We start from the raw sequence: 15,662 nt of genomic DNA, 5'->3' as shown, positions 1-15,662 counted from the left end.
CTCCGCGCCCTCGCCGATCGCTGAGCGCTAGCTCTTGACGTTGAGCAGCGCGTCGATCTTCTTGTCGTACTCCTGCGCGAGCGCCTTCAGGTCGGACGCGTCACGGATCTTGGAGAAGAACTCCTCCATCACGTTGGCCGCCTCGACCGAGGCCCAGCCGGGTGCGGCCGGAGTCAGCTTCGAGTTGGATGCCGACTCGATGAGCGCCTTCGCGAACTGGTCGTCGCCGAGCGAGGAGGTGTACTTCTCGTTCGCCGGGCCCAGGCCGTTCTTGCCGAGCATCTCCTGGTACTCCTTGGAGAAGATGATCTTCAGGAGGGTCTTCGACAGCCCCGGCTCCTTGGTCTTCGCCGAAATGCCGATGTTGGAGCCGCCCGCGAACACGGGGGCCGGCTTGCCGTCGTTGCCCGGGAGCACGAAGGTGCCGAATGTGGCGTCGTTCCAGGTGCGCGTCGGCTTGCCGTCGTCGCCCTTCCCGAGGTCGCCGATCGACCAGTGCGCCCATCCCGGAGCCATGATGGTGGCCGCCGCGAGGGAGGTGTCACCGGTCTTGTTGCCGTCGGCGTCGACCGTCTGGTCGGTGTCGTTGAGGTAGATGTACTGGTTCGAGTCCTTGGCGTCGTTCGGCGCCTTGGATGCGTTCTTGTACAGGTCCTGGAGCTGCTGGAGGCCCTTCAGCGACTCCTCCGACTCGAGGGTGGCCTTCCACTTGTCGCCGTCCTTCTTGGCGATGTCCCCGCCGTTGGCGAAGATCCAGGAGATGCCGTCGCGCCAGTCCTGGCCACCGAGGAAGAAGCCGGAGAAGTTGTTGATCCCCTTCGGGTTCTTCGCCGTGATGTCGGCCACGTTCGTGTTGAACTGGTCCAGCGTCGTGGGGACGCTGACCCCGGCGGCCTGGTAGATGTCCTTGCGGTAGAACATGTAGCGCGACCCGAAGTAGTAGGGCAGCGTGTAGTTCTTGCCGTCGACCTTTCCGGCCTCGACGAAGGACTGCAGCAGGTCGCTCCCGCCGAGGTCCTTGTACATGTCGGAGATGTCGAGGAAGGCGCCGACGTTGGTGAAGGTGGGCGACTGGGTGTTGCCCATCTCGGTCACATCGGGCGTGTTGTTGGCGTCCGGGAGGGCCGTGGTGAGCTTGGTGACGATGTCTCCCCAGTCCTGCTGCTCGATCTTGAGGGTCGCTCCGGTCTCCTTGTTGAACTCCGTCTTGAGGTAGTCGCGGAGCTTGTCCGGGGTGTCGGAGCCGACGAGCCACAGGGTGACCGTCTTGCCCTTGCCGTCGGTGCTCGCGGCGGTCGAGCCTCCCGAGGCGCATCCGGCGAGCACGAGAGCGGAAGCTGTTGCCACAGCGGCGAGGCCGACGAGCTTTCTCTTCATTGCTGGTTCCTTTCGTAGTGGTCAGTGGCTGCAGGTGCAGCACACCGTCGGTGCAGGGGTCGTGGTTCGGGTGGTGCTGTGTTAAGAGACCCCGAGTTGTCCGGAGAGGACGAGTACGGCCGCGCCGCGGAGGACGATGTCCTGCCCCTGCGTGGTCATCCGGAGGGACAGGTCGGCATGGTTCTGGGCCATGGTCCGGTTCCGGAGCGTGTGGACGGTCGCCTCGGCGAGGGGGCCGTCGAGCAGTTCGGTCGGGCCGCTGAGCACGATCTCCGACAGGTTGAGCGCGCCGACGACGGGCGCGAGGGCGATGCCGAGCCGCTGCCCCGCCTCGCGGAGGATCGGCGTCGCGTCGACGCCGGCGGCCTCTGCCTCGCGGATGCCGCGCTGCAGTTGCGGGACGCTGAGCCAGTGCTCGAGCACCTGGTCGCGGTTGTACGTGGTCTCGAGGCCCAGGTCGGTCCCGACCATGACCTGCCCGATCTCGCCCGCCGCGAAGTGGCTGCCGTAGACGAGCGCGCCGGCGACGAGGAGGCCTGCGCCGATACCGTGGCCGACGCGGATGAGCATCATGTCGCCCGCTGCTCCGCCGTACGTGTGCTCGGCGAGCGCTGCGGCGTTGGCGTCGTTGGCGACGACGACGGGCAGACCCGTGCGTGCCGCGAGGCGTTGCTGCAGCGGGAGGTCGTCCCAGCCGAGGTTCGGCGCCGTCAGGATGGTGCCGGTCAGGTCGACGACACCGGGTGAGCCCACGCCCATCCCGAGGACGGGTGCGGTGGTGGCGGCGACCAGCCGGTCGACCAGGGCGTCGACCTTGGCGGCTGCGGACTCGCCGGTGGCGGATTCGCCGCCCTCGCCGTCCGCGAGCATGACCTCTGCCCTGGCCAGGATGCGCCCGTCCAGGTCCATGACCGCGCCGCGGAAACGGTCGTGGTCACTGAGGTCCACTCCGATGATCTGGTGCGCCGCGCGGTCGATGTCGAGGAGGACGGCCGGCTTGCCGGGTCGCGCCGACTCCCGCTGGCCCAGCTCGATGACGAGCCCTTCGGCGAGCAGCTCGGCGACCAGGTCGGAGACCGTCACCCGGGTGAGCCCCGTCTCCCGGGCGAGGTCTGCGCGACTGCGCTGACCATCCCGATACAGGGTCTGGAGCACGAGCGACCGGTTGTGGCTGCGAGCGTGCTCGGGGAGCACCTTGGCGCGCGGCCGGAGTGCCCGCCCCGGGGTCAGTCCCCCGGCGCTTCCCTGCACCTCGGTCGTCGTCATGTTTGTTAGTAAAGCTTACGAACAAATGAATTGCAAGAGACGAAACGAAGTTGTTACACCGGCGATGCGACCGGACGCTCAGTGCCCTCCCACCCGCTCGCGGACGAATCGGGCGATGCGCTCCGTCGCATCCTGAGCCTCGGGCGTCCCGAGCAGGAGCGGGAACACGTGCGGGAGTCCCTGCCCCACCACCAGCTGCACCTCGACCCCCGCGGCGGTCGCCGCTGCGGCGAGCCGCTCCGCGTCGCTCAGCAGCAGATCGGCGGTCCCCACCTCGATGTGGAGGGGAGGAAGCCCCGCCAGCGATGCGAACAGGGGCGAGGCGGCCGGCGTGCGCGGATCCACACCGCCGAGATAGTCGGCGGCCAGGCGGGCGAGAAGCTGCGGCGTCGAGACCGGATCCTCGGCGACACGGTCCCGCATCGACTCTCCGGAGCCGGTCAGATCGACCGTCGGCGACATCAGCACGACGGCAGCGGGCAGCGGCTCGCCGGCATCGCGCGCCGCGACCAGGGTCGAGAGCGCGAGTCCCCCGCCCGCGGAGTCCCCGGCGAATGCGACAGACATCGGAGGCGAGCCGTGAGCGACGCAGAGCCACTCCCACGCGGTGCGGACGTCGTCGAGCGCCGCAGGGAACGGGTGCTCCGGTGCCAGCCGATAGTCGACGAAGAGGACGCGCATCCCCGCCGCCCGGCCGAGTCTGGCGGCGAGCTCCCCGTCGCTCGCGAGGGACCCGAGCTGGAATCCCCCGCCGTGGAGGAACACGAGAACGCTCGTCCGGTTCCCGCCGGGGACATCCAGCCAATGGGCCGCCACTCCGCCTGCATCCACGTCAGTGACCCGCACGTCAGCGGGAAGAGGGTGGAGGGTGTCGCCCGGCACGAAGGAGGCGCGCGCCTCGTCCGGGGTCGGTTCCGCCCGGCCCGCCTCGACAGCGGCTGCGGCGGCGCGCTGCCGGGCGCGCATGACCGCCAGGGCGGCCTCCATCTCCGTGCTCGGCACGTCGACCCTCGACCCCGTCAGCTCGCCGCGGGAACGACGGGGTCCTCGACGAGCACCTCGGTCAACCGACCCGTGCGGACGCCGAAGACGAAGCCGCGCACCGGGACGTCTGGCGAGATCCACGGGTGCGAGCGGACCTTGAGCACCTGCTCCCGCGTGTTCCGCTCGGCGTCCGTGAACGTGAAGAACTGCGCTGGCGCGATCGGATAGCGTCCGGTCTCGGCCCGCAGGCGCTCGACGAGGTCGTCGCCCGAGAAGCGCGAGAGGCCGCAGTCGTCGTGATTGATGACGAGGATCTCGCGCGTTCCCAGCATCCGCGTCGAGACGATGAGCGACCGCATCGCGTCGTCGTCGATCACCGTCCCGACATTGCGGATGAGGTCGACGTCGGCGTCCGCGAGCCCCATCAGCCGCACCACCCCGCTCAAGCGGGGGTCGGCGCAGGTGACGATGGCGATCTTCGGCGCCGGTGGTCCCGCGCCCGCCGGGTCGTAGTCGCCGGCGAGAGTGGCGTTTGCGCGCAGCGCGTCGTCGGTGATGCTCATGGTCGCAGCTCCTTCTGTCGTGAGGGTCACGTCCGGATGCGACGGCTCGCCGGGGCGTGCGGTGGCCACGATACGACCGCCGGTCGCCGTGCCGCGCGGGGGTTTCCCGCCAACCTCCGACGCAGGCCCGCGGCGGGTGAGGGGTTCGCGCCGCGGCCCGGGCTAGGCTCCCCCCATGGTCACAGAAGCCCCCACCGCATCCACCCGCGCCCCGTTCGCGCTCACCGGTTCACGCGCCCTCGTCACCGCCGCCAGCCGCGGCCTCGGCCGTGAGATCGCGCTCGAACTGGCCGGCCAGGGCGCCGACGTCGTGCTCGGCGTCCGCGACCCCGGCGGCTCGGCCGGGCTGGTCGACGAGCTGCGCGTGTTCGGCGTCGACGCGGTGGCGATCCGGATGGATGTGCTCGATCTGGACGCCTGCCGCGCGGCCATCGACGCGGTGACGGAGGAGGGCGGTCCGATCGGCATCCTCGTCAACAACGCCGGTGGCGGGATCGACTCCCCCGCCTTCGAGGTCACCGAGGACGACTTCGACCACGTCTGGCAGCTCAACACGCGCTCGACGTTCTTCCTGTCGCAGCACGTCGCGAAGAGCATGCGGGAGAACGGAGGCGGCGCGATCGTGAACGTCGCGTCGCAGGCCGGGCTCGTGGCGCTGCCCGGCGAGGCGTCCTATTGCGCGGCGAAGGCCGCCGTCGTCCACCTGACGCGCTGCCTGGCCGTCGAATGGGGAGAGTACAGCATCCGCGTCAACGCCGTTGCGCCGACCTTCATCGAGACCGACGGCACGTCCGCCGCGCTCTCGGACGACGCCTTCCGGGCCGACACCGTCGAGCGCATCGCCGCGCTCCACCGCATCGGCGAGCCGCGCGAGGTCTCCGGCGCGGTCGCGTTCCTGGCGTCCCCGTCCGCCTCCCTCATCACCGGCCAGACCCTCGCGATCGACGGCGGCTGGACCGCCCGCTGACCCGTGAGCGCCTTTAACGATTCGTGCCGAATGTGCGTTCTCGCGTCGCGATAGCGCACATTCGGCACGAATGTGTCCGAGAGGGATCAGCCCAGGCGCGCCTTCAGGTTCTCGCTGATGGCGTCCAGGAACTCCTCCGTGGTGAGGAACTTCTGCTCCGGGCCGACGAGGAGCGCGAGGTCCTTCGTCATCTTGCCCTCCTCGACCGTCTTCACGACGACGTCCTCGAGGGTGTGCGTGAAGTCGATGAGGTCCTGGTTGCCGTCGAGCTTGCCGCGGTGCGCGAGGCCGCGCGTCCAGGCGAAGATCGAGGCGATCGGGTTCGTCGAGGTCGGCTTGCCCTGCTGGTACTGGCGGTAGTGGCGCGTCACCGTGCCGTGTGCGGCCTCCGCCTCGACGACCGAGCCATCCGGCGTGGTCAGCACCGAGGTCATCAGGCCGAGCGACCCGAAGCCCTGCGCGACGGTGTCGGACTGCACGTCGCCGTCGTAGTTCTTGCAGGCCCAGACGTAGCCGCCCTCCCACTTGAGGCTGGAGGCGACCATGTCGTCGATGAGGCGGTGCTCGTAGGTGAGGCCGGCCGCGTCGAACTTCTCCTTGTACTCGGTGTCGAAGACCTCCTGGAACAGGTCCTTGAAGCGGCCGTCGTAGGCCTTCAGGATCGTGTTCTTGGTCGACAGGTACACCGGGTACTGACGGTCGAGGCCGTAGTTGAACGACGCGCGCGCGAAGTCGCGGATGGACGCGTCCTGGTTGTACATGCCCATCGCGACACCGGCGCCGGGCGCCTGGTAGATCTCGAAGGACTGGGCCTCGCCGCCGTCGGCCGGCTGGAAGCTCATCGTGAGGGTGCCCGGGCCGTCGAACGTGAAGTCGGTGGCGCGGTACTGGTCGCCGAAGGCGTGACGGCCGATGACGATCGGCTTGTTCCAGCCGGGGACCAGTCGCGGGATGTTGGAGATGATGATCGGCTCACGGAAGACGACGCCGCCGAGGATGTTGCGGATCGTGCCGTTCGGGCTCTTCCACATCTTCTTCAGGCCGAACTCCTCGACGCGCGCCTCGTCGGGCGTGATGGTCGCGCACTTCACGCCGACGCCGTGCTTCTGAATGGCGTGGGCCGCGTCGATCGTGATCTGGTCGTCGGTCTCGTCGCGCTTCTGGATGCCGAGGTCGTAGTACTCGAGGTTCACATCGAGGTACGGGTGGATGAGAGAGTCTTTGATGGCCTTCCAGATGATGCGTGTCATCTCGTCGCCGTCGAGTTCGACGACCGTTCCGTCAACCTTGATCTTGTCCATGGTTCTCCTGGGGTGTCTGCCGTTTTACGCCGACGACAGCTTACCCGAGCGCGACAACTATCTTGACATCGAGACATTTTCTCTCGGCTGATCGTCGGGTGCGGCGCGACTATGCCCCGGTCACCCGCGCACGTTACCCTTTCGTCATGGCTGAGTTGAGACTGGAAGAGTTGAGCGCGCGGACCGTTGTGGCGGCGAACGCGCTCACGCTGAAGCCGGGCCAGGAGCAGTTCATCGCTCCGGTCTCCTACTCGGCCGCGGCCGCGGTCGCCGACCCGAACACCTCGTGGCAGCGCGTCGTGCTCGACGGCGACGAGGTGGTCGGCTTCATCATGGGCAACTTCGACCCGAACGCCGAGCACGAGGAGTTCAAGGCGATCCTCTGGCGCATCAACGTCGACGCCGACGACCAGGGTCGCGGCATCGGGACGTTCGCCGTGCGGGCCCTCGCCGACGAGGCGCGTGCGCGCGGACACCAGCGCCTCTACGTGATCTGGGAATCGGGCGAGCTCGGGCCGGAGCAGTTCTTCCTGCGCAGCGGCTTCCAGCCGGTCGGCGAGACCCAGTACGGCGAGACGATCGGTGCCCTCGATCTCTGACCGGGAACCCGACCAGGAGGACGCGGCGAGCGCATCCTTCGTCGAGCGGGTGCTCGAGGTCGTGGATGCGATCCCACCCGGGCTCGTCATGACCTACGGGGATGTGGCGGCGACACTGGGTTCGCGTGCGGCCCGGATGGTCGGCCAGGTCATGGCGTACTACGGCTCGGACGTGCCGTGGTGGCGGGTCGTGCGGGCCAGCGGGCACCCCGCCGCGGGCCACGAGCACATCGCGCTGCAGCACTACCGCGCGGAGGGCACTCCCCTGCTGGGCGGCGGAAAGACGCCGTACCGGGTAGATTTACGGGCGGCCCGCCTCGACGACGCGCGGAATCATCCCTCCGACCGATGAACCACTCAGTTCCGTAGTGTTCACTCGTAGGAGATCCTTGTCCCTTTCCCCTGGAGCTGCCGTGCCCCGCATCCGAACCGCCGGAGTCATCGCGACGACGTCCGCCCTCGCCCTGGCTCTGTCCGGATGCTCGGTGTTGACCGCGTTCGAGCCTCACGTCGACTCGGCGATCTGGGATACGGCGAAGGAGATGAAGGCCTCGAACACGGCCCTCATCGGTTCGCCGACCTTCGTGCCGGACGACGCCACGGTCATCCGCGTCGACTACGACACCCAGAACGGGTCGGCGATCATGACATACACGTCGAAGACCCTCCTCGCGCCGAACGTGTGCTCCGGCTCCGTCGCGACGCCGAAGCCCCCTATCGAGGACAGCTGGTGGCCTGTTCAGGGCATCCCGCCCGAGTCCTCCAAGTGCCCGAACGGATGGGCCGCCTTCGGGATCGGTCAGCAGGTGTGGGCGGTCAAGTCACCGACCAAGAAGTAGCGCCGGGCCGCCCGTGCATCGTCAGTGGAACTGCGGGACGATCAGCCAGATCCCGTAGACCACAGCGGCGACGCCGATGGCGAAGCACACGACCGCTCCGACCGTCGCGGCGAGCGGACGCCGCCCGGTCCGGACGCTCGCCGCTCCCCCGTCGGCGTCGAGCGGAGCCCCGACGGCCAACAGCCGCAGGGCCGTCGCGTAGCCGATGACGACGACCGTCGTCGCCGCGAAGGCGACCAGCAGCACCACGACGAACGACCCCCAGTCCACACCGAGGAACGATCCATCGGGTGCCGCCGTGTGCGCGATGAGCTGTCGCATCCTCATCCCTCCTGTCCGGCGCCGACGGACGCCGTCGCGCGCGAGCCGGACGCGTCGTCCTCGGCCTCGTCGCCCTCGTTGACGTTGTGCCGGGTGACCGGGTTGCGGCGCGAGAGCGCCCACAGTCCGAGGCCGGCGAGGAGCCCGACCACGGCGACGCCGATGAGCCCGACCAGGCTGGCGGAGGCGATCCAGGCCGCCAGCCCGCCGACGAGTGCCGCGGCGGGTAGCGTCACCACCCAGGCCGTCGCGATCCGTCCGACGACGCCCCAGCGCACCGAGGCGAGCTTCTTGCCCAGGCCGCTGCCGACCACGGCGCCCGACGTCACCTGCGTTGTGGAAAGGGCGAAGCCGAGGTGCGACGAGACCAGGATGGTGGCCGCGGACGACGTCTCGGCCGCGAAGCCCTGCGGCGCTTTGACGTCGGTGATCCGCTTGCCGACCGTGCGCATGATGCGCCAGCCGCCGAGGTAGGTTCCGAGCGCGATCGCCAGGCCGCAGGAGACAATCACCCAGAACGGCGGCGCACTCCCGGAGCTCAGGTAGCCGGCGGCGATCAGCGTCAGGGTGATGACGCCCATGGTCTTCTGGGCGTCATTCGTGCCGTGCGCGAGCGAGACCAGCGAGGCGGACACCGTCTGGCCGTGCCGGAATCCGGCCTCCGCGCCGTGGACCCGTGCGTTCCGGGTGATGCGGTAGGCCGCGAAGGTGGCCACCAGGGCGACGCCTCCCGCGACCAGGGGCGACAGCAGGGCGGGGACGATGACCTTGCTCAGCAGCACGCCCCAGTCGACGGCTCCGAAGCCCGCTCCGATCACCGCGGCGCCGATCAGGCCGCCGAACAGCGCATGGGTCGAGCTCGACGGCAGACCGAAGTACCAGGTGACCAGGTTCCACAGCACCGCGCCGACCAGCCCGGCGAAGATCATCGTCGGGGTGATGTCAACACCCGACGACCCTTCCTTGATGACGCCGCCGGAGATCGTCTGGGCGACTGCGGTCGACAGGAACGCGCCGACCAGGTTGAGGACGGCCGAGATGAGGACGGCCGTCCGGGGCTTGAGTGCGCCGGTGGCGACGGAGGTCGCCATCGCGTTGGCGGTGTCGTGGAAGCCGTTCGTGAAGTCGAAGACGAGGGCGACGACGATCACGGCGACGACCGTGACGAGGATGTCCATCGGCGGTCCTTCCGGAAAGGGGACGGACGCTCGATGCGCCCACCCCCTGAGTACGCCGATCCCCGCCCGCCTTCGTGAACGGCGGATGAATTCTGGTCAGGTCCCCTGCACCGGGATGGTGAGCGACCTACGGAAGGAGTTCCGCGGTGATCGCGGCCGAGATGAGAAAGGCGACGACGATCCCACCGATCACGGGGAGGGGGATCCACCACACGCGCCTGGACCGGCCGAGGCGGTAGATCATCACGAGGATGAAGATCACCCCGGCAACCGTGGTGCTCGGCGTGATGAGACCGACCACCCACAGCGCACCATAGTCGCAATCGGTTGCTGGTCCGCAGGCTGCGACGCCCATATCGAGTAGTGCGATGGCACCGGTGAGCACGCCTCCTATGAAGACAGCGAGGACGCTCAGGACGATCGCCATCGCGGCATCCGCGCTGCTCGGGCGCGTTGTCTTCTGCACCTGACCGCTCCTATTCATTCGACGTGATCTTCTGGTAGATGAATCCCCACGCTTCCGCCATCGCGCTCGACTTCCAGTAATTGCGATGAATCGTCATGCCATTGGGAAACGCGGATTGACAGAATGCGTCGCCTTCAAAACACCATTCGCGCACAATCGGCTGTTGCGTCCGGGCCGTGTAATTCGAGTTCCAGGCGAGGGCCGTCCACGCGCTGAGCTTGCCAGCATCAGCGGGGAAGAGTCCGGCAGTGGTCCGCGCCTGGTTGGGTGCGTTCCAACTCTGACCCGGCCGAAACGACGGGCTCGCGAGCAAGACGACCGCTTTGATGTGGGCCCTGGCGCCGGGCGACAAGGACACAGTGGTGAAGGCCGGCGGATTGGATCCGGACAACATGTTGCTGATGACGTGCGCCCCCTGTGAGTAGCCGACCAGGAGAATATTCGTGCTCGGGCAGCTAGACGCGAGGTTCTCCACCTCGGCGGCAAGGCGCGCCACACCGACATTGACGCTGTTGATGTAGGTGGTGAATGGAGCCTGGTAGGCCGTCGCCGGGTAGTTCAGAGCCTCGACGTAGATGGGAAGGTTCTTGTCTGATCGGGCATAGTTCGCGATGGAGTCGACTGCGTCGCCGAGGCCTCCTGATGCGTAGGTACGGCCACCATTGGCGCTTCCCGAGCCAGCGGGTTCATCTGTGCCACGCACGCCGATCAACGTTGAGAATGCGCACCTCGAAGCAGGCACCCATGCCGAGGCGGAGGTGGCGGACAGGCTAGTCATGAGACCAGTGCTGGCGATAGCGGCGATGACAATTCGAGTGATCTGAGCAGCTCTGCTCATGGCGTCTCGCTTCCGGATACGAGGCGTCCGTCGTATCGGAACACCTGCTTATCCCTTGAGACGCGAATCCCAGGGTCGCTATGACGCTGAGATTGCTGTTATTGCCGCAGGGCCAGCGTCAACCGGGTCGGGGTCGCGGGCATGAGACGGTGCAACCGGGTCAGGAACCCTGCACCGGGATGGTGAGCTCGATGATCGTGCCGAGGCCCTCGACCGAGCGCACCTCGGCCCGGCCGGACACCGCCTCCACCCGGTCGCGGAGGCCCTCGAGGCCACCGCCCGGCTCGATGCGCGCGCCGCCCTGGCCGTCATCCTTCACGATGACCGTGACCGTCGCGTCCGCTCGCGAGACCATCACGGTGCACGTGCGTGCCCGCGCGTGTTTGGCGGCGTTGGCGAGGGCTTCCGAGACGCAGTAGTAGATGGTCTCCTCGATGACCTCGGGCAGCCGTTCGGCGATGTCGACGCGGACCTCGACGGGCACGTGGCTCCGCAGTCCCAGCTCCTCGATCGCCGAACGGAGGTCGCCGTCCGTCAGCACGGTGGGGTGGATGCCGCGGGCGAGCTCCCGGAGCTCGCGGAGGGCGTCCGCGAGCTGCTCGGAGGCGCGCTGCAGGTCGCCCGCGAGCTCCTCGTCACCGTGCGCCTCGGCCTTGGACGTCGCGATGCGGAGGCTGATGGCCAACGACACGAGTTGCTGCTGGCTGCCGTCGTGCAGGTCGCGTTCCAGCTTCCGGCGGGCGAGGTAGCCCTCCTCGACGATGCGCAAGCGCGACTCCCGCAGCTCCTGGATGGTGCGCTCCAGCCTCCCGCGCAGCCGGTCGTTGTCGACCGAGAGCAGCAGGGCCGAGGAGACGGCGTCGAGCAGGCGGTCATCCTGGCTGAGCGCCACATCGTGCTCGATCAGGGCGATCGGTCCCTGGTCGGAGTCGATCGCGAGCACCGAGCGTCCCGGCCGGTCGGTCAGGCCGGCTTCCGGCACCGGCTTGCCGTCGCTGGTCTGGTAGCTCTGCAGCGGCTCATCCCACCAGAACACGCGCAGGGATCCGTCGTGCAGCATCCGCGCGAGGCTCGACTCCCACAGACCGCGGTCGACCTTGTCGCGCGCGACGATCACGAGGTCCGCCATCCGCGAGCGCAGTCCCCGCGCGTAGAGCACACCGCCGACGAACGCCGGAGGGATGAGCGCGATCGCGACCGGCGGGATGAACTGCAACCAGCCGCTGTCCCAGCCGAACGCGAAGCTCAGCGAGTCCTGCACCGTGCCGTAGCACCAGAGAAGGATGGCGAGCGGCATCACGAAGGCCACCCGGCGGGCCGGGAGGGAGCTGGTGAACCAGCGGGCGATCAGGCGGGCCGCCACGGTCAGCATGAGCGCGAGGCCGACGAACCGCCACGCGAGCCCCAGCCAGTAGTCGGCCGTGTCGCTGGGGAGCACGGCGTACGGGTTCATCACGCAGCCGCACTCGGACGGCTCCGGCGACGAGAACAGCAGGGTGCCGCCGAGACGCACCGCAAAGGCGATCGAGATGGCCAGCAGGATAGCGCGGTCGAAACGCGCGACCAGCCTCCCCGTGGGGTAGCACAGCACGAGGAGCCCGACCAGCACCGCCCACAAGTCCGTCACGCCCTGCACCCATGGCCACACCCAGCCCCACTGACGGACCAACGGGTACCAGGCGCCCGCCGACCAGAAGAAGGCGGCTCCGACCATGAGCCAGCCGGGGATGGGGCTCCGCACGATCCGCCAGGCGATCACCGCGCAGACGACGTAGACGACCGCGACGGAGATGAAGACGATGGCCCAGCCGACGCCGGAGGGACGCGGCCCGTAGTCGCCGGTGATCGCGCTGAGCACCTGGGCCGTGACGTTCGACGCGATGGTGACGGTCACGGCGAGCGCGCGGAGGATCAGCCGGCCCGCGCCCGGTCGTGCCGGGGCGACGCCCACATCGCCGGTGCGCGCGACCTCCGGATGCGCCGGGAGCGCGGCATCCATGGGGTCAGGCGTCCCTGCCGAGGAAGCGCAGCACCGCGAGCACCCGCCGGTGGCCCTCGGCGGAGTCCTCCACGCCCAGCTTCGCCATGATGTGCCCGATGTGGGATTCGACGGTGCGGAGGCTCAGGTGCAGCTCGGTGGCGATGCCCACGTTCGACTTGCCCTCCGCCATCAGCCGTAGAACATCGCGTTCCCGGGAGGAGAGCGACTCGACCGTCGCCTCCGATGACCGCGCGGTGACGAGCAACTGTACGACTTCGGGGTCGACCACCGAGCCGCCGCGTGCGACGGTGCGGACGGCGGTGACCAGGGTGTCGGCGTCGGCGACGCGGTCCTTGAGCAGGTATCCGGTGCCGCTGCCGGCGCTCATCGCCCGGATCGCGTACGACGCGGTGGTGTACATGGAGAGAAGCAGGATGCCGGCGCGCGAGCCGCTCGCACGAAGACGCTCCAGAGCGCGCAGCCCCTCATCGGTGTGGGTGGGCGGCATCTTGATGTCGAGCACGATCGCGTCCACATCCCCGTCGGCCGCGACGGCGCGCAGAAGTTCCTCGGCGGTGTCCACCGAGGCGACGACCTCCATACCGCCCGCGCGCAGGATCTGTCCGATCCCCTCGCGCAGCAGCACTGCATCGTCGGCGACGGCCACTCTGAGCGCGCGAGACTCTACAGTCTGTCCCCCGCTCACGCGCTTACCTTAGCAGGGTGCGGATCGCCTCACCGGTCAGCTCGTCTTTGTTGATGAAACCCTCCGCGCCGCTGTCGGCGACGCGTCTTCCGTAGTCGGTCGCCGACCGGCTCGACGTGAGCACGACGGCGGCGCCCGTCGCCCGCATCGCGGGCACGATATCGAAGCCGCTGGCGTCGGGCAGACCGACGTCGAGCAGCACGACGTCGGGGGCCAGGCGGCGGCTCAGCTCGATGCCGCCGGCAGCGGTCGCACTGTCGCCGACCACCATGAAGCTCTCCAGGCGGAGCAGCTCCGCCGCCTGTTCGCGGAACCGCTCGTGGTCGTCGACGATCACAACGCGGAGGTACATGGCACCATCATCTCCGCACGCACCCCGAGGGTCATCCGTGCCTCCACGCAAACGGAATGAGGTGACCCCCCGGATGTGGGCCATCTGGGCCGGGGCCAGGATGTGAGACAACCTCAACGACCCGAACGTCGAGGTTCCCGCCGCTGGGCGGGACGAAGGTCCACCCGAGGAGATGGCGATGTCCACCGCGACCCGAACCGCCGACCCGACCGGCGCCGCAGCCGTCCGAACGGACGCGGCGACCGGGGCGGGCGCGGTGGACGGCCGTCACTCCGGGCGGGGCCGACGCGATGACGACGAGCTGCCCGTCGTCGTGATGGATCTTTCCCGCGCCGCACGCCGCTTCCGCGACCTGCGTGCCGCCTTTCCCTGGGTGGACGTGCACTACGACATCAGCGCCCTCGCGCATCCGGCTCTGCTCGCCACCATCTCCGCCGAGGGCGCCGGCTTCACCGTGACCCACGACGCCGCACTTCCGGCCCTCCGCCGAGTGGATGCGGACCTCGGCCGGGTGCTGCACGCCGCGCCGGGTGCGCGCTGGCTGCAGCGGCGTTCCGCCTGGGAGGCGGGCGTGCGCCGGTTCGTCGTCGACGACCCGGACGATCTCGACACCTTCGTCTCCGCACCGGCCGGTACGGCCGTGCTGCTCCGGGTCGACCCGGCCATCGCCGTTGCGGTCGCGCGGTACGCAGCGGCTCTCGGCGTCCGTGTCGCCGGCCTCTCCCTCCCCGTCGCACCGGACACAGGCGCCTCCGACCTGGTCACGTTGCTGCAGCGCGCCGTGCGTGCGAGCGCGGAGGTGTCCGCGGCGACCGGCCGCCGTCTCGAGCTTCTCGACCTCGGCGACACGTTCTCCGACGGCACGGCGATCCGTCCGGCGGAGTGGCCGGCACTTGCCCGCACCATCCGCTCGCTCGTCGCCCCGGCGACCTCCCGCACCACCGTGCTGGCAACGGCCGGCCGCGCGCTCGTCGCCGACTGCATCACCGTCTCCGCCGGCGCGGCAGCACGCTTCGCCGACGGCCCGACGGCGAGCGCCTACATCGACGCGGGGTGCGAGGTGGTCGTGCTCCGCGACGGGATGCGCGACAGCCTGCTGTCCCGCCTGCCCCTCTTCCGCACGGCGCTGGCGCGCGAGGCACCCTCCGTGCGCCGCACCCCGCACGCTCGCGCGGGCGGACACCGCACGCTGCGCCCGTCTCGCGCGCGCTCGACCTGGTCCCCGGCCGGCTGACTCAACCCCTGACCGCCCGGCGACCGGCGGTGGGGATCACGGGAGGTTTCCTGTGGTCCCCGCCGGAATCGCCCGCGACGTCGAGGCTTGCGTCGACCAGGGTTATCCGCCCGTGTGCCTGAAGACCACTCTCGTGCCCGCCGAGTCCGGGTCACCGGTGTACAGGGCCAAAACGGTCGAGAACATCGAGTTCTCAGCAGAGAGGGACTGGCTGTAGGTTCCGCCCACCGAAACGCTCGGATCGCGCGTATCCGGGAAGTACTTCCACTCGGTCACACCGCTCAGTACAGGGTCATCGTCTTCGGGCGCCTGAGGAAGGGGCGCACCCGAAATCGTCACGACGCCATCCTTCGTGAAATCCAGGGTCGTCGGATGCGGACCATCGCTCACCCAGGTCCCGTACAGATCTCGCTCCGTGAACTCGACCGGACGCTGCAACCAGAACCAGGAACCGACCTCCCACGCGATGAACAGAAACGTGAGACCCAGAATCAACCACAGCAACCAGACGGGATTTCCCCGGCTCGACCCTCTGAACGCCGACATCATGAGGAACGTTAGCGGCGACCGGGCCCGGCGCGCTGATAGCGGTCAATCGCAGTATCCCGGGGCACCGAGACGGCGGCGGGGACCACAGGAAATCTCCCCGTGGTCCCCGCCGGACGAGCCGCCGCACACGCGGCCGTGACC

18 protein-coding genes are annotated in these 15,662 nt (G+C 69.0%); 5 read left to right on the top strand and 13 right to left on the bottom strand.

Annotation, left to right across the window (positions count from 1 at the left end):
* Nucleotides 1-27 precede the first annotated feature (27 nt).
* The 4 genes from AXZ95_RS15540 to AXZ95_RS15525 all read right to left on the bottom strand — a co-directional run bounded on the left by AXZ95_RS15540 (nt 28) and on the right by AXZ95_RS15525 (nt 4,190).
* Nucleotides 28-1,377 carry an extracellular solute-binding protein gene (locus AXZ95_RS15540; RefSeq protein WP_018191874.1) on the bottom strand — a complete coding sequence of 450 codons (1,350 nt, stop codon included), beginning with the start codon at nt 1,375-1,377 and terminating at the stop codon, nt 28-30.
* 81 nt (nt 1,378-1,458) lie between these two features.
* Nucleotides 1,459-2,643 carry an ROK family transcriptional regulator gene (locus tag AXZ95_RS15535; RefSeq protein WP_018191875.1) on the bottom strand — a complete coding sequence of 395 codons (1,185 nt, stop codon included), beginning with the start codon at nt 2,641-2,643 and terminating at the stop codon, nt 1,459-1,461.
* A 78-nt stretch (nt 2,644-2,721) separates the two neighbouring features.
* On the bottom strand, nt 2,722-3,645 hold the full coding sequence (locus AXZ95_RS15530) for an alpha/beta hydrolase (protein WP_018191876.1): 924 nt from the start codon (nt 3,643-3,645) through the stop codon (nt 2,722-2,724).
* A gap of 17 nt (nt 3,646-3,662) precedes the next feature.
* Nucleotides 3,663-4,190, bottom strand: coding sequence for a carbonic anhydrase (locus AXZ95_RS15525; RefSeq protein ID WP_018191877.1), 528 nt, complete (start codon nt 4,188-4,190; stop codon nt 3,663-3,665).
* 175 nt (nt 4,191-4,365) lie between these two features.
* On the opposite strand from AXZ95_RS15525, the gene AXZ95_RS15520 reads away from it, so the two are divergent.
* Nucleotides 4,366-5,157, top strand: coding sequence for a glucose 1-dehydrogenase (locus AXZ95_RS15520; protein WP_018191878.1), 792 nt, complete (start codon nt 4,366-4,368; stop codon nt 5,155-5,157).
* An 86-nt stretch (nt 5,158-5,243) separates the two neighbouring features.
* Here the strand turns inward: AXZ95_RS15520 and AXZ95_RS15515 are convergent, their stop codons facing one another.
* A complete protein-coding gene (locus AXZ95_RS15515; protein WP_018191879.1) occupies nt 5,244-6,458 on the bottom strand; it encodes an NADP-dependent isocitrate dehydrogenase in 1,215 nt (404 codons plus the stop codon).
* A 146-nt stretch (nt 6,459-6,604) separates the two neighbouring features.
* Between AXZ95_RS15515 and AXZ95_RS15510 the strand changes: the two genes are divergently transcribed.
* From AXZ95_RS15510 to AXZ95_RS15500, 3 genes are all read left to right on the top strand, one after another.
* Entirely contained in the window at nt 6,605-7,057 is a 453-nt protein-coding gene (locus tag AXZ95_RS15510; RefSeq protein ID WP_026307266.1) for a GNAT family N-acetyltransferase, read from the top strand.
* Nucleotides 7,041-7,409 carry an MGMT family protein gene (locus AXZ95_RS15505; protein WP_018191881.1) on the top strand — a complete coding sequence of 123 codons (369 nt, stop codon included), beginning with the start codon at nt 7,041-7,043 and terminating at the stop codon, nt 7,407-7,409. The genes AXZ95_RS15510 and AXZ95_RS15505 overlap by 17 nt, the downstream gene beginning before the upstream one ends.
* Nucleotides 7,410-7,470: 61 nt before the next feature.
* Nucleotides 7,471-7,896, top strand: a complete 426-nt coding sequence (locus AXZ95_RS15500; protein ID WP_018191882.1) for a hypothetical protein — start codon at nt 7,471-7,473, stop codon at nt 7,894-7,896.
* 21 nt (nt 7,897-7,917) lie between these two features.
* Here the strand turns inward: AXZ95_RS15500 and AXZ95_RS15495 are convergent, their stop codons facing one another.
* The 7 genes from AXZ95_RS15495 to AXZ95_RS15465 form a co-directional block, all read right to left on the bottom strand.
* On the bottom strand, nt 7,918-8,217 hold the full coding sequence (locus AXZ95_RS15495) for a hypothetical protein (RefSeq protein ID WP_018191883.1): 300 nt from the start codon (nt 8,215-8,217) through the stop codon (nt 7,918-7,920).
* Nucleotides 8,218-8,219: 2 nt separating this feature from the next.
* Nucleotides 8,220-9,395 (bottom strand): inorganic phosphate transporter, encoded by a 1,176-nt coding sequence (locus tag AXZ95_RS15490; protein ID WP_018191884.1) that lies wholly within the window; start codon nt 9,393-9,395, stop codon nt 8,220-8,222.
* Nucleotides 9,396-9,522: 127 nt separating this feature from the next.
* Nucleotides 9,523-9,822 carry a hypothetical protein gene (locus AXZ95_RS15485; protein ID WP_020487543.1) on the bottom strand — a complete coding sequence of 100 codons (300 nt, stop codon included), beginning with the start codon at nt 9,820-9,822 and terminating at the stop codon, nt 9,523-9,525.
* A gap of 49 nt (nt 9,823-9,871) precedes the next feature.
* Nucleotides 9,872-10,699 (bottom strand): cutinase family protein, encoded by an 828-nt coding sequence (locus tag AXZ95_RS15480; protein WP_081626618.1) that lies wholly within the window; start codon nt 10,697-10,699, stop codon nt 9,872-9,874.
* Between the two features lie 160 nt (nt 10,700-10,859).
* On the bottom strand, nt 10,860-12,698 hold the full coding sequence (locus tag AXZ95_RS15475; protein WP_018191887.1) for a sensor histidine kinase: 1,839 nt from the start codon (nt 12,696-12,698) through the stop codon (nt 10,860-10,862).
* Between the two features lie 4 nt (nt 12,699-12,702).
* The gene (locus AXZ95_RS15470) at nt 12,703-13,347 is read right to left on the bottom strand and encodes a response regulator transcription factor (RefSeq protein ID WP_018191888.1); all 645 of its coding nucleotides are present in this window, start codon (nt 13,345-13,347) and stop codon (nt 12,703-12,705) included.
* 43 nt (nt 13,348-13,390) lie between these two features.
* Nucleotides 13,391-13,738, bottom strand: a complete 348-nt coding sequence (locus tag AXZ95_RS15465) for a response regulator (protein WP_018191889.1) — start codon at nt 13,736-13,738, stop codon at nt 13,391-13,393.
* Between the two features lie 178 nt (nt 13,739-13,916).
* Here AXZ95_RS15465 and AXZ95_RS15460 point away from each other — a divergent pair, with 178 nt between their 5' ends.
* Nucleotides 13,917-14,972 carry a hypothetical protein gene (locus AXZ95_RS15460; protein ID WP_026307267.1) on the top strand — a complete coding sequence of 352 codons (1,056 nt, stop codon included), beginning with the start codon at nt 13,917-13,919 and terminating at the stop codon, nt 14,970-14,972.
* Between the two features lie 102 nt (nt 14,973-15,074).
* On the opposite strand, the gene AXZ95_RS15455 is transcribed toward AXZ95_RS15460, so the two are convergent.
* Nucleotides 15,075-15,521 carry a hypothetical protein gene (locus tag AXZ95_RS15455; RefSeq protein ID WP_018191890.1) on the bottom strand — a complete coding sequence of 149 codons (447 nt, stop codon included), beginning with the start codon at nt 15,519-15,521 and terminating at the stop codon, nt 15,075-15,077.
* Nucleotides 15,522-15,662: the final 141 nt, after the last annotated feature.

Origin of the sequence: Leifsonia sp. 115AMFTsu3.1, from assembly GCF_004362795.1 — a bacterium.
GTDB lineage: Bacteria > Actinomycetota > Actinomycetes > Actinomycetales > Microbacteriaceae > Leifsonia.
This window is presented reverse-complemented; position numbering and strand designations above follow the sequence as displayed.

Bases quoted from the DNA above. Each gene is read 5' to 3' on its own strand.
- AXZ95_RS15540 (WP_018191874.1), bottom strand. From the start codon at position 1,377: ATGAAGAGAAAGCTCGTCGGCCTCGCCGCTGTGGCAACAGCTTCCGCT.
- AXZ95_RS15535 (WP_018191875.1), bottom strand. From the start codon at position 2,643: ATGACGACGACCGAGGTGCAGGGAAGCGCCGGGGGACTGACCCCGGGG.
- AXZ95_RS15525 (WP_018191877.1), bottom strand. From the start codon at position 4,190: ATGAGCATCACCGACGACGCGCTGCGCGCAAACGCCACTCTCGCCGGC.
- AXZ95_RS15520 (WP_018191878.1), top strand. From the start codon at position 4,366: ATGGTCACAGAAGCCCCCACCGCATCCACCCGCGCCCCGTTCGCGCTC.
- AXZ95_RS15515 (WP_018191879.1), bottom strand. From the start codon at position 6,458: ATGGACAAGATCAAGGTTGACGGAACGGTCGTCGAACTCGACGGCGAC.
- AXZ95_RS15510 (WP_026307266.1), top strand. From the start codon at position 6,605: ATGGCTGAGTTGAGACTGGAAGAGTTGAGCGCGCGGACCGTTGTGGCG.
- AXZ95_RS15495 (WP_018191883.1), bottom strand. From the start codon at position 8,217: ATGCGACAGCTCATCGCGCACACGGCGGCACCCGATGGATCGTTCCTC.
- AXZ95_RS15490 (WP_018191884.1), bottom strand. From the start codon at position 9,395: ATGGACATCCTCGTCACGGTCGTCGCCGTGATCGTCGTCGCCCTCGTC.
- AXZ95_RS15485 (WP_020487543.1), bottom strand. From the start codon at position 9,822: ATGGCGATCGTCCTGAGCGTCCTCGCTGTCTTCATAGGAGGCGTGCTC.
- AXZ95_RS15480 (WP_081626618.1), bottom strand. From the start codon at position 10,699: ATGAGCAGAGCTGCTCAGATCACTCGAATTGTCATCGCCGCTATCGCC.
- AXZ95_RS15475 (WP_018191887.1), bottom strand. From the start codon at position 12,698: ATGGATGCCGCGCTCCCGGCGCATCCGGAGGTCGCGCGCACCGGCGAT.
- AXZ95_RS15465 (WP_018191889.1), bottom strand. From the start codon at position 13,738: ATGTACCTCCGCGTTGTGATCGTCGACGACCACGAGCGGTTCCGCGAA.
- AXZ95_RS15460 (WP_026307267.1), top strand. From the start codon at position 13,917: ATGTCCACCGCGACCCGAACCGCCGACCCGACCGGCGCCGCAGCCGTC.
- AXZ95_RS15455 (WP_018191890.1), bottom strand. From the start codon at position 15,521: ATGATGTCGGCGTTCAGAGGGTCGAGCCGGGGAAATCCCGTCTGGTTG.